The sequence below is a fragment of the Mesorhizobium loti CJ3sym genome (assembly GCF_000472785.1).
GTDB lineage: Bacteria > Pseudomonadota > Alphaproteobacteria > Rhizobiales > Rhizobiaceae > Mesorhizobium > Mesorhizobium loti_E.
In genome coordinates this window covers 106,691-118,971 of the sequence record NZ_AXAL01000019.1, presented here as the reverse complement: position 1 = coordinate 118,971, position 12,281 = coordinate 106,691, and the positions used below count along the sequence as shown (strand labels likewise).

Annotated in this window: 12 protein-coding genes; 1 reads left to right on the top strand and 11 read right to left on the bottom strand. The window is 62.3% G+C overall.

Annotation, left to right across the window (positions count from 1 at the left end; genetic code table 11):
• Positions 1 to 69: 69 nt before the first annotated feature.
• Genes A3A9_RS0124675 through yajC form a run of 4 tightly spaced genes read right to left on the bottom strand, consistent with a single transcriptional unit; the run spans position 70 to position 4,256 of the window.
• On the bottom strand, positions 70 to 921 hold the full coding sequence (locus A3A9_RS0124675; protein WP_027061168.1) for a phytoene/squalene synthase family protein: 852 nt from the start codon (positions 919 to 921) through the stop codon (positions 70 to 72).
• A 1-nt stretch (position 922) separates the two neighbouring features.
• Positions 923 to 1,318 (bottom strand): Mth938-like domain-containing protein, encoded by a 396-nt coding sequence (locus A3A9_RS0124670; RefSeq protein ID WP_033838774.1) that lies wholly within the window; start codon positions 1,316 to 1,318, stop codon positions 923 to 925.
• Between the two features lie 25 nt (positions 1,319 to 1,343).
• Positions 1,344 to 3,893 carry a protein translocase subunit SecDF gene (gene secDF / locus A3A9_RS0124665; protein WP_027061166.1) on the bottom strand — a complete coding sequence of 850 codons (2,550 nt, stop codon included), beginning with the start codon at positions 3,891 to 3,893 and terminating at the stop codon, positions 1,344 to 1,346.
• A gap of 51 nt (positions 3,894 to 3,944) precedes the next feature.
• Positions 3,945 to 4,256 carry a preprotein translocase subunit YajC gene (yajC, locus tag A3A9_RS0124660; protein WP_027029287.1) on the bottom strand — a complete coding sequence of 104 codons (312 nt, stop codon included), beginning with the start codon at positions 4,254 to 4,256 and terminating at the stop codon, positions 3,945 to 3,947.
• A 271-nt stretch (positions 4,257 to 4,527) separates the two neighbouring features.
• Between yajC and A3A9_RS0124655 the strand changes: the two genes are divergently transcribed.
• Positions 4,528 to 5,403, top strand: coding sequence for an ATP-binding protein (locus tag A3A9_RS0124655; protein WP_027061165.1), 876 nt, complete (start codon positions 4,528 to 4,530; stop codon positions 5,401 to 5,403).
• A gap of 177 nt (positions 5,404 to 5,580) precedes the next feature.
• Here A3A9_RS0124655 and A3A9_RS0124650 read toward each other — a convergent pair whose 3' ends face one another.
• From A3A9_RS0124650 to A3A9_RS0124620, 7 genes are all read right to left on the bottom strand, one after another.
• Positions 5,581 to 7,101 carry a peptidoglycan DD-metalloendopeptidase family protein gene (locus tag A3A9_RS0124650; RefSeq protein WP_027061164.1) on the bottom strand — a complete coding sequence of 507 codons (1,521 nt, stop codon included), beginning with the start codon at positions 7,099 to 7,101 and terminating at the stop codon, positions 5,581 to 5,583.
• A gap of 281 nt (positions 7,102 to 7,382) precedes the next feature.
• Positions 7,383 to 8,036: a protein-L-isoaspartate(D-aspartate) O-methyltransferase gene (locus tag A3A9_RS0124645; RefSeq protein WP_027061163.1), complete on the bottom strand. Its 654-nt coding sequence runs from the start codon at positions 8,034 to 8,036 to the stop codon at positions 7,383 to 7,385.
• A complete protein-coding gene (gene surE, locus A3A9_RS0124640) occupies positions 8,033 to 8,791 on the bottom strand; it encodes a 5'/3'-nucleotidase SurE (protein ID WP_027061162.1) in 759 nt (252 codons plus the stop codon). The genes A3A9_RS0124645 and surE overlap by 4 nt, the downstream gene beginning before the upstream one ends.
• Positions 8,791 to 10,095, bottom strand: a complete 1,305-nt coding sequence (gene serS, locus A3A9_RS0124635) for a serine--tRNA ligase (RefSeq protein WP_027061161.1) — start codon at positions 10,093 to 10,095, stop codon at positions 8,791 to 8,793. The genes surE and serS overlap by 1 nt, the downstream gene beginning before the upstream one ends.
• Before the next feature lie 104 nt (positions 10,096 to 10,199).
• Positions 10,200 to 11,075, bottom strand: coding sequence for a twin-arginine translocase subunit TatC (tatC, locus tag A3A9_RS0124630; RefSeq protein WP_027061160.1), 876 nt, complete (start codon positions 11,073 to 11,075; stop codon positions 10,200 to 10,202).
• Positions 11,072 to 11,899: a Sec-independent protein translocase protein TatB gene (gene tatB / locus A3A9_RS0124625; protein WP_027061159.1), complete on the bottom strand. Its 828-nt coding sequence runs from the start codon at positions 11,897 to 11,899 to the stop codon at positions 11,072 to 11,074. The genes tatC and tatB overlap by 4 nt, the downstream gene beginning before the upstream one ends.
• Positions 11,900 to 11,930: 31 nt before the next feature.
• Positions 11,931 to 12,152, bottom strand: a complete 222-nt coding sequence (locus A3A9_RS0124620; protein ID WP_013895102.1) for a twin-arginine translocase TatA/TatE family subunit — start codon at positions 12,150 to 12,152, stop codon at positions 11,931 to 11,933.
• Between the last annotated feature and the right edge of the window lie 129 nt (positions 12,153 to 12,281).

Genomic DNA, 12,281 nt, shown 5'->3' with positions numbered 1-12,281 from the left:
TCCGAACGGCCTGTCATCTTCGGCGACAGTTCCGGCTCGAGGGATTCCTTAGCACGATTGACGTTTACGTCAAAGCGCCGGCCAGCCCATGCTCGCGCGACGCAACAGCAGCCAATGCCGGCGCAAGGCAGAGAGCCGCACGAGGCCGTCGAGCGGCGAATGGCGCGAGCCTTCCATCTTGCCGAGATAGGCCTGCGACAAGGCCAGCGGCAGGAATGCCGGACGCAACGACGCCGGCAATCCTGCAGCACCCCGCTCGAAGGCGGAAAGGTGTTCGCGCGCCAGCGCGATCATCGCCGCCACCGCGCGCTGTGCCCCAGCCCCGCCATCTCCGGCAACAAACTCTTCCGGCGACGACCCAGCCGCCGCCAGGATGTCGGCCGGGATAAAACACTGCCCGCGCCTGCGGTGCAGCGGCAACAGAAGCAAGAGGCCGGTCATGGCCTGCGCACAGCCCGCCCTGCCCGCCAGTTCGGCAAAGCGCGGCGCCTCGACGGGATCGAGCACCATCGCCGCCAATTGGATAAGTGCTGCCGCCGTCTCGCCGCAATAGCCTTCCAGATCGGTGCGCGACGGCATCGGATCGTCGTAGAGATCGAAGATGCGGGCTTCGAGCATGTTGTCGAAGGCCAGCTTTGGCAGGCGATGGGCGGAAATTGTCACCTTCAGCGCATCGGCGACGGGATGGCCAATGCCTGCGTCATCATTGTCGGCGGCGATGAGGTCGCGCCACCATTGCAGCCGCACCTCGCCCGGCAACGCTTCATGGATGCGGTCGCGAATGCCCGCGATTTCGGCATTGAAAGCATAAAGCGAAAACAGCGCATCGCGCTTGTCGGCCGGCGCATAGAGCGCCGTGACATAGCGGTCATGGTCGGCGGCGCGCACCGCATCCATGACGATTTCAGCATTCTGCGCCATATCAATCGACGGCGATGAGCGCGGCAGCCACGGCGCGGTCTTCCGCCAGAAGGACATTGTAGGTGCGCACCGCGGCCCCGGTCGACATCGGGTCTGAGGCTATGCCTGCACCCTTCAACGCGGCCCGCAGCGCCACCGGCAACGGCCGCAAATCCTTGCCCATGCCGACAAGCAGGATCTCCACCTTGTCGGCCTCGGCCAGCAGCCTGTCGAAATCCGCCACCGTCAGCACCAGCGGATCTACCGGCTCCCAGCCATGAATGCCGGAGGGCAGGCACAGGAGCGATCCGCGATGCGACATGTCGGCAAAGCGGAAGCCGCCATTGCCGTAGGCCTCAATCGGCGCACGGCCAGGGAAATGCGCTTCGCGGATGACGATGCCTTTGCCGGTCAGCACTTTGTCACCCCTTTGGCGCCACCCGTCAGGTCGCGACCGCCTTGCCGCCGCCGACCGGCTTCTCCTCGTCGGCCGTGGCCTGCGGCCGCAGCTTGAACAGGATCAGCAGTGGTGCGGCGATGAAGATCGACGAATAGGTGCCGAAGACAACGCCGAACAGCATCGCCAGCGTGAAGGAGCGGATCACCTCGCCGCCGAACAGCACCAGCGCCAACAGCGCCAAGCTGGTCGTCACGGAAGTCAACGTCGTTCTCGACAGCGTCTCGTTGATGGCGTTGTTCAACAGCTGCGGCAGCGGCATTCGCTTGTATTTTCGCAAATCCTCTCGAACGCGGTCATAGACCACGATCGTATCGTTCAGCGAGTAGCCGATGATGGTCAGGATTGCCGCCAGCGACGACTGGTTGAATTCGAGCCCTGAGATAACGAAGAAGCCGAGCGTCATGACCACATCGTGCACCGTCGCGATGATGGCGCCGACCGCGAACTGCCATTCGAAACGGAACCAGACATAGACCAGAATGCCGATCAGCGCGACGATCATGGCGATGGTGCCTTGCTTGGCAAGTTCGCCGGAAACCGTCGGACCCACCACTTCGACGCGGCGGAAATCATACTGGTCCTGCAACTCGCCGCGCACTTTGTCGATCACGGTCTGCTCGGCATTTTCGCCGGCGTCTTGCGTGCCGACGCGGATCAACACGTCGTTCGGTGCGCCGAACTGCTGCACCTGCACTTCGCCGATGTTGAGTTCCGTCAATCGGTTGCGGATGTTGCCAAGGTCGGCATTGCCTGTCTTGGCCTGCACCTCGATCAGCGAACCGCCCTTGAAATCGATGCCGTAATTGATGCCGACGCTCATGAACAGCACCACGGACAGTATCGACAATCCGCTCGACAGCGCGAACGTCCACCGCCGGATGCCCATGAACGGAATTTTCGTGCCGGGCGGAACGAAAGTCACCGGTGCGCGCGGCAATTCCTTCGGACGCGCGCGCCGCAGCCAGATTGAGACCAGCAAACGCGTGAAGGTGAAAGCGGTGAAGACCGTGGTCAGAATGCCGATGGCGTAGGTGATGGCAAAGCCCTTCACCGGTCCGGTGCCGAGGTAGAACAGCACCACGGTGGCGATCAGCGAAGTGACGTTGGAATCGACGATGGTCGCCAGCGCCTTGGTGAAGCCGGTGTCGATCGCCTGGATCACGGAGCGGCCGGCACGTCGTTCCTCACGGATGCGTTCGTAGATCAGCACGTTGGAATCGACCGCCATGCCGATGGTCAGCACGATACCGGCGATGCCGGGCAAGGTCAGCGTCGCGCCAAGCAGGGACAACACGCCGACGATCATCGCCACGTGCACCGCCAGCGCGATGTTGGCGAGGAAGCCAAGGAAGCCGTAGGCGACGAACATGAAGGCAACGACGAGAACCGAGCCGATGATGCCCGCGACCTTGCCGGCATGGATCGAATCCTGGCCGAGGCCCGGACCCACGGTGCGTTCCTCGATCACCGTCAGTGTCGCCGGCAGTGCACCAGCGCGCAAAAGCACGGCGAGATCGTTGGCGCTCTGGGCAGTGAAATTGCCTGATATCTGGCCGGTGCCGCCGAGGATCGGTTCACGGATCTGCGGTGCCGAAATCACCTGGTTGTCGAGGATGATGGCGAACAGCTTGCCGACATTCTGCGAGGTCGCCTGGCCAAAGCGCGCGGCACCCTTGGAATCAAAGCGGAATGAAACCACCGGCTCGTTGTTTTGCGAATTGTACGTTGCTTGCGCGTCGACGAGGTTTTCACCCGAAACGATGACGCGGTTTTCGATCAGGTACGGAACCGGCGGATCGTCCTGGGAATACAGCACCGACGAACCGGCGGGCGGGCGCCCCTTCATCGCGTCCTGCACCGGCATCGACTGGTCGACCATCTGGAAGGTCAGCTTTGCAGTCTGGCCAAGGATCTCCTTCAGCCGCTGCGGATCCTGCAGGCCGGGCACCTGGACAAGGATACGGTCGTCGCCTTGCCGCTGCACAATGGGCTCGGTGGTGCCCAGTTCGTTGACACGGCGCTCGACGACTTCAATCGACTGCGCCAAAGCGGTCGATGTGCGGTATTTGATACCGGCATCGGTGACGGTGAACTTGAGCAGGCCCGGCTCGGACTCGTCCAGTGACATTTCCTGGACCGAGCCGCCAGTGAACAGGCCGGCAGCAACAGGATCGGTCAAGGTCTTCAACGCCGTCTTGGCGGCATCGAGTTGGGCCGGATCCGTGATACGGACCTGCAAGCTCCGCCCCGTGCCGCCCAGTCCGGTGTAGCCGATCTTGGCGTCGCGCAGCAGCGTGCGGATTTCATCGCGCGTCGTCTCGAGCCGATCCTTGATCAGATCGTTCTGGTTCATCTCCAGCAGGATGTGCGAACCGCCCTGGAGGTCGAGACCAAGCGTCATCTGCCGCTTCGGCACCCAGCTGGGGAGTTGCGTCAGCACGCTGGCGGGGAACAGATTGGGCGCGGCGAGGATCACTGTGATGGCCACGGCCACCCAGATCAGGATCATCTTGAAGCGCGAAAAATACAGCATATGGCGTCGTCCGTCAGAGCGTGTCCGCGGATCGCTCCGCCTGGAATTAGGTTATTTCTTGGCGTTCTGGTTGGCGACCGGTTCGCCCTTGACGCGCACATCGGCGATTGTCGAGCGCAACGCCGTCACCTTGGTGCCACCGCCGAGGTCGATCTCGAGCTCATTGTCGTCGATCACCTTGGTCACCTTGCCGACGAAACCGCCGCCGGTGACGACCGTGTCGCCGCGACGGACCGCCGCCAGCATCTCGCCGCGCTTCTTCAGCTGCGTGCGCTGCGGGCGGATGATCAGAAAATACATGATCACAAAAATCAGGACAAACGGCAAAATGCTGATGAACATATCGGGAGAGGCGCCGGGCATTGAGGTACTCCTGAATCTTGAAAACGGCCGCGAGGGGCCCCCTTGAAATTTGGCCGGAATATAGTCGGTAAAGTTCTCAATGCAACTGCGCGGCCGGGCAAATCGGCTGCTTTTCCGGCCTGTTGAGCCGTGTTAGAGCATGATCGCGAAAAGCGCGAGCCGGTTTTCCGAAAAGATCACGCTCGAACAAAAGGTTGGAACCGGTTTCGAACCCGACGGATTCGAACGAGTCCCACTTGCCCACCCCAGGAAACGAACCAAAAGACCTGAAATGACCGACAGCACCATCGACGCCCTCAACAAGAAACTTGACCGCCTGATCGAGGCGGTTAGCCGCCTCGCCCCGCCGGCGGTGCCTGAAACCAGCCTCACCGAGGCCGACTGCTTCGTCTGGCAGGCGGATCCCGGCTATCTGGAGCCGGTGCGCAAGGTCAACCGGGTCGACATCGGCCTGATCCGCGGCGTCGACCGCGTCCGCGACATCCTCGTCGACAACACCGAGCGGTTTGCTGCCGGCCATCCGGCCAACAACGTGCTGTTGTGGGGCGCGCGCGGCATGGGCAAATCGTCGCTGGTCAAGGCCGTGCATGCCGAGATCAACGCCAAGGCCAAATCAGACAAGCCGCTGAAACTGATCGAGATCCACCGCGAAGACATCGACACACTGCCGAAACTGATGGGTCTGCTGAAGGCGGCTCCCTTCCGCTTCATCCTGTTTTGCGACGATCTGTCTTTCGATCATGACGACACGTCCTACAAATCGCTGAAAGCGGCACTCGAAGGCGGCGTCGAAGGCCGCCCCGCCAACGTCATCTTCTACGCCACTTCGAACCGCCGCCATCTGTTGCCGCGCGACATGATCGACAATGAGCGCTCGACCGCTATCAACCCGTCCGAAGCGGTTGAGGAAAAGGTCTCGCTGTCGGATCGTTTCGGACTCTGGCTCGGCTTCCACAAATGCTCGCAGGACGAATATCTCGAGATGATCAACGGCTATGCCAGCCATCACGGCCTCGACATCGATCCAGAGCAGCTGCGCGCAGAGGCACTGGAATGGGCGACGACCCGCGGCAGCCGTTCAGGCCGTGTCGCCTGGCAGTTCACCCAGGATCTGGCCGGCCGGCTCGGCAAGCCGCTTAAGGATTGACGCACTGCCACCCAGGCGTGGTCCTCTTTCCTGGGACTACGCCTTGGACGGACCAATGACTTCGGTGACAAACTGAAAAAGCCCGCTCCTTGCGGAACGGGCTGAGCCGGCGGGCCGGACTGGAGGTCAGACGGCCCGCAAATCGCTTTTTTTTATTCTATTCGAGATAGCCCCCGACTATTCGAGATAGCCGGAGGGATCGACCGGAGCCGAATTCTTGCGCACTTCGAAGTGCAGCTTCGGCGAGTCTGTCGTGCCGCTCATGCCCGACAGCGCGATTTCCTGGCCGCGCTTGACCTTCTGGCCGCGCTGCACCTCGATCGAGCTGGCATGGCCGTAGACGGTGACCAGGCCGTTCTCGTGGCGCACGAGCACCGTGTTTCCAAATTCCTTGAGCCCGTCGCCGGCGTAGATGACAACGCCGTTCTCGGCCGCCTTGATCGGCGTGCCCGTCGGCACGGCGATATCGACGCCGTCCTTGCCGGACCCGAAACTGGAGATCACCTTGCCGCGCACCGGCCAGCGCATTTTGCCGATGCCCGTGGCATCCGGCGCCACCGCGTCGTCGTCCTCGGCCTGCTGGATGACTTTCGAATCTTTCTTCGGCGGCGTGTATGATGCCAGCGTTTCCGCAGGCGTGGCCTTCGCGGCCGGTTGCGTAGTGGCAGTGGTCACCGGATCGACCTTCGCTGGCTTGGCGCTGGCGACTGTCGCGGTTCCGCCGGCCGGCACCTTCAGGGTCTGGCCGATCTTGAGCAAACCATCCTTCATGCCGTTGGCCTGCTTCAGCGCAACGACGCCGACACCGGTCTTCCTGGCAATCGAGGACATCGTGTCACCCGACTGGACCGTGTAGGTGCCGGTGGCGCCTGTTGCCTTGGCCACCTGCGCGGGCTTGGGCGCCTTGGGCTGGCTGGCGGCGGCCGAAGCATCGACCTGAGCGGCGGACTTGCCCTCCTTCAGCTTCGGCTGCTGCGGCAGGACGGCGACCTTGTCCGGCGCGGTGGCCGGCAGGTCGTGCTTGCCGTCCTTCGCCGGCTTGGCATCGGCAACCTTGGGCTCTGCCTTGCTCGAATAGGCATAGGCCGGGATGACCAGCTTCTGGCCTGTCTTCAGCCCTTTGGTTGCGCTCAGGCCGTTCACCTTCATGATGACGTCGGCCGGCACCTTGTAGTGTTGCGCGATGCCATTGATCGTTTCGCCGTCCCTGACGACGATTTCGGTCGCGTGCGGCCTGCCCGCTTCGGCCATCTTCGGCGCGTCGGGCTGGGCATTCTTGAATGGCTTCGCAGCCGGCTCGACAGTGCCGGTTGCCGTCCTGTCGAGATGGGGAGCGGGCCGAACCATGGCCGGCGCCGATGCGACACGCACCGGATTGGCGGCAGGCGCGGATTGCGCCTGGGCAGAAACAGGCGGCGGCAACGGCCGGCTCGAAACCGGTTCGAGACTGGAGCGGCTGACCGACTGCGTGTGGCTGCCATCGAGCGGAGCAGCCGAAACATCGCCCGGATAGGGCTGCACGGCATCCTGCTTGTTGATGATGGCGCGCTGATTGTTGGTCGAGGACGTGAAGACATCATCGACACTGTTGAACCGCGAAGCCTGGGAACTGCACCCGGCGGCCGCGCCTGCAATCATGAGAACAGCGCAGCCCCGCGCCAGATTGCGACCGTTTGTCTTCAAAACACTGAGTTGCATCGCACTAACCCGCACAAACTCTCACCAACTGAGACAGGATTAAAGCGCGTTAATGTTACTGGGCGGTTAACCCATTAGAATCCGACGAAAATTTTCTTAAAACATTTGGAGCTCACCTTGCCACGGAATCGGACGTGGCGTCGCTTGAGCCCATGCGAAGCCGATCGAACTCGCAGCAGCGGCCCTTGGGAGCTAGTGAAAAGGGATTACAACGGAAGGCCATGCGCGCCGCGCATGCGGCCGTCAGACGATCATTGCTTGAACAACCGGCCCATTCGCTATCAGATAATGGCCGCAACGCTGCGCAGAATCGGCTGCAGCCGCACCATGCCGATGTCCTCACGCTCGAAACGGCTGCCGACCTTGGTCAACTTGGCCAGCACCTGCTCGCCCTCCTCCGGTCCGATCGGCGCGATCACGATGCCGCCGCTCGAAAGCTGATCGAGCAGGAAGCGCGGCAGATTGTCGAAGGCTGCCCAGGCGACGATGCGATCGAAGGGTCCTTCGGCGGGCAGTCCGGCGGAACCGTCGGCCTGGCGCGCGATGGCATTGCCGATACCGAGCGCTTCGAAGCGCTGTTTCGCCTGCTCGGTCAAGGTCTTGTAGCGGTCTATGGTAACGATGCGCGCGGCGAGCCGCGACATCACCGCGGCCGTGTAACCCGAGCCGGTGCCAATCTCGAGCACGCGGTTGCCGGGCTCGATGGCAAGGGCGGCGACCACCGCCGCTTGCATGTCCGCACCTTCGATCGCCTCGCCGCATTCGATCGGCAGCATGCGATCCGACCAGGCGATGTGGTGGAAGTGGGGCGCCAGGAAGCCGCGTCGCGGGGTCGCCTCGAAAGCAGCGATCAGTGCCTTCGGCACCCTTCCCCTGCCGCGCAGGCGCAGCAGGAAAGCGGCAAAACCCTCGCGATCATCGACTGGGTGGTTCATGCAAGCGCCTTGCTTAGCTGGTCACGGATCTCATGCGCGGTGAGGTCGAGTTGCAATGGCGTCACCGACACCAGACGGTTGCGCAGAGCATGGAGATCGGTGCCTTGCTTGCCCTCGACCGGCTCGCGGCCGAAGCGCAGCCAATAGTAAGGCAGGCCGCGCCCGTCACGGCGCTCGTCGACCCAAAGGCTGTGCACGAGCTTGCCTTGCGAGGTGACCACGGTGCCGGCGACCTCTTCGGGAAGGCAGTTCGGAAAATTGACGTTGAGCAGCACGCCGTCCGGCAGCGGCGCGGCGATAAGCTTCTTCAGCAGTGCCGGCGCCAACGCCTCGGTGGTCTCGTAGGGAACGACGCGATCCTCGCCGACATAAGAGTAGCCCTGGCTGAGCGCGATCGAGCGGATGCCGAGCAGCGCGCCTTCCATGGCGCCGGCGACGGTGCCGGAATAGGTCACGTCGTCGGCGATGTTGGCGCCCGAATTGATACCGGACAGGATCAAGTCGGGTGCGCCGGGCAGGATCTTCTTCACGCCCATGATGACGCAGTCGGTCGGCGTGCCGCGCACGGCAAAATGCTTCTCGCCAATCTTGCGCAGCCGCAGCGGCTCCGAAATCGACAGCGAATGCGCATAGCCGGACTGGTCCTGCTCCGGTGCCACCACCCAGACATCGTCGGACAGCGTGCGGGCGACGCGTTCGAGCGACGCCAGGCCCTCGGCATGGATGCCGTCGTCATTGGTCAGAAGAATGCGCATTATTTCGCTTCGATCTTTGCCAGACCGCCCATGTAAGACCGCAGCACTTCAGGAATGGTTACGCTGCCGTCCTCATTCTGGTAGTTTTCGATGACAGCTATAAGCGCGCGACCGACAGCGGTGCCGGAACCGTTCAGCGTATGGACAAAGCGGTTGCCCTTGCCATCCCTATCCTTGTAGCGGGCGTCCATGCGGCGCGCCTGGAAATCGCCGCAGACAGAGCAGGACGAGATTTCGCGATAAGCGTTCTGGCCGGGCAGCCAGACCTCGATGTCATAGGTCTTGCGCGCGCCAAACCCCATGTCGCCGGTGCACAGCACCATGGTGCGGAACGGCAGTTCCAGCCGCTTCAGCACTTCCTCGGCGCATTGCGTCATGCGCTCGTGCTCGGCGAGCGAGGATTCCTGGTCGGTGATCGACACCAGTTCGACCTTGTAGAACTGATGCTGGCGCAGCATGCCACGCGTGTCGCGTCCGGACGAACCTGCTTCCGAGCGGAAGCACGGCGTCAGCGCTGTGAGGCGCAGCGGCAGTTTTTCATGCGCGGTGATTTCCTCGCGCACGAGGTTGGTGAGTGGGACCTCGGCGGTCGGGATCAGGCCAAGCCTGCCCTCCCCGTGCTGCACAAAGAACAGGTCTTCCTCGAATTTCGGCAACTGGTTGGTGCCGAACAACACCTCGTCGCGCACCATCAGCGGCGGGATCACTTCCTCATAGCCGTGCTCGGTCGTGTGCAGGTCGAGCATGAACTGGCCGATGGCGCGTTCCATCCGCGCCAGGCCGCTTCTCAGCACGGTGAAGCGCGAGCCCGACAGCTTTGCCGCCCGCTCGAAATCCATCATGCCGAGCGCTTCGCCGATCTCGAAATGCTCCTTCACCCAGTTCGGCCGTGTCGGCACCGTGCCGACGATGTGCTTGACCACATTGTCGTGCTCGTCCTTGCCGACCGGCACGTCGTCGAGCGGCACATTGGGCAGCACCGCCAGCGCATCGTTCAGCGCCTTGTCGAGCTCGCGCTCACGCGCCTCGCCATTCTGGATGAAGGTTTTTATCTCGCCGACCTCGCCTTTCAGCTTTTCGGCAAGGGCGGCATCGCCCGAACGCATGGCGTTGCCGATCTCCTTCGAGGCGGCGTTGCGGCGCTCCTGCTTGGTCTGCAGCTCGGTGACATGCTCGCGCCGCGCCTCGTCCCTGGCGATCAAATCATCGACCGTGGACTGCGCCTCGTCAGCCGACCACGAGCGCTTGACCAGCGCCTCGACAAGGGCCTTCGGGTTGTCGCGAATCCATTTGATGTCAAGCATGGTTTATCCGTCCTCAAGCTAGGCCAGAGGGCGTAAACCGCATCCTTGATTGATGCAAGATAGACTGGGCAGCGACTGTCTTTTTCCGTAGCTGCCCGTTGCCTTTACGAAGCAGCCGGCGTTGGGGGCTCGTCCGGCTTTTTATCCGCCACGGTCTCCGCGGCATCTTCCTTCTCGCGCGCCACGCGCTGCTTTTCCTGATCCCGCTCGATCCAGCGCGCGGCCCAGATCGAGACCTCGTAGAGAAGGATGGTCGGAATGGCCAGACCGATCTGGCTCATCGGATCCGGCGGTGTCAGCACGGCGGCAACGATAAAGGCAATGACGATGGCCCATTTGCGCTTCTCGGCCAGCGCCTTGGACGACAGCATGCCGACGCGCGTCATCAGGCTGGTCACCACCGGCAGCTGGAACACCAGGCCGAAGGAGAAGATCAGCGTCATGATCAGGCTGAGATATTCCGACACTTTCGGCAGCAGCGAAATCTGCACCTGATCGTCGGTGCCAGCCTGCTGCATGGCGAGGAAGAACCACATCACCATCGGCGTGAAGAAAAAATAGACCAGCGAGGCGCCCATCAGGAACAGGACCGGCGACGCAATGAGGAACGGCAGGAAAGCGTTGCGCTCGTTCTTGTAGAGCCCGGGCGCGATGAACTTGTAGATCTGCGTGGCAATCAGCGGAAAGGCGATGACCATGCCGCCGAACATGGCAAGCTTCACCTGCGTGAAGAAGAATTCCTGCGGCGCGGTGTAGATCAGCTCGACCTTGTGCGGATCAAGCCCCGCCCATTTCGTTGCCCATTTGAAGGGGACGACCAAAAGGTTGAACAGCCTCTTGGCGAAGAAGAAGCAAACCAGGAAGGCGACGAAGAAACCGCCCAGCGACCAGATAAGCCGCCTGCGCAGCTCGATCAGGTGCTCCATCAATGGCGCCGACGATTTCTCGATCTCGTCCTTTTCCTTGTCCGAAACGCTCACTTGGCGGCTCCCGCCGTCTTCTTGGACGCCGGCTTCTTCACTGGCGCAGGTTTCGGTTCGGCTTTCGCCACGGCCTTGGTGGCAGTTATCTTGGCGGCGGTTGTCTTGGCCACGGGCTTCGTCACAGCTGCGGTTTCAGGCTTTGCTGCTGCCACGGCCTTTGTCGACGCCTTGGGCGCGGGCGTGGGTTTCGCCTTCACCACGGGCGCAGCTTTTGCCGTCGCCACGGGTGCAGCCTTTGCCTTCACCACGGGTGCGGCTTTTGCCGTCACTGTCTTCGCGGAAGTCATTGCTTTTGCTGCCGGCGCTGCCTTGGCACCTTTCCGGGCCGCCTTCGGCGTCACTGCAGGTTCCGTGGATGCCGTCACCACCGATTCATCAGTCATCGCCGGGAATATGGGCGTTGCGGGCGCGGTTTGCGGCCCGCTCACGCCAGGCATTTCCGTCGCGCCGTTCTTCAGCGGCTCGGCCGCCTGTGGGGTCGACGCAGCGGGTGTCGATGGATCGGCGGCCGGCTTCGGCTTCATCGCAGCGTCAACGCCGGCACGCACATCGGCCGCCGCCTGATGGAACGGATCAAGCTGCTTCTTGATCTCGGCAACCGGGCTGAGGCCCCTGAGCTCGTCAACCGACTTCTTGACGTCGTCGAGCTCGGCTTCCTTCAGCGCTTCGTTGAACTGTTTCTGGAAATCTGCCGCCATTGCGCGCAGCTTCGCCGTCGTGCGGCCAAAGGTACGCAGCATGTTGGGCAAATCCTTCGGCCCGACGACCACGATCATGACGATCGCAATCACCAGCATTTCGGTCCAGCCGACTTCAAACATGGCAATCTGTTCCGACTAGAACTTTTTTAGCTCAGCTCTTGCTGGCTTTTTCCTTCACGGCCGAAACGGTCTCATCGGCACGGTGTTCGACGGTGCGCTTGTCCTCGGCCACGTCGTCGTCCGCCATGCCCTTCTTGAAGCTCTTGATGCCCTTGGCCATGTCGCCCATCAGCTCCGGAATCTTGCCGCGGCCGAACACCAGCAGCACGATCACCAGCACGATCATCCAGTGCCAAATCGAAAATGAACCCATAGCAAAATCTCTCTCGAATGTTTTCCCTGGCGATGATCTATGCGTTTTCGCGTTGGGATTCAAACACAACAGCGACAGAGTTTCTGAAAGGGTGACGGATGTCACGCTTTTTCGACTCGCTGGCCCGCT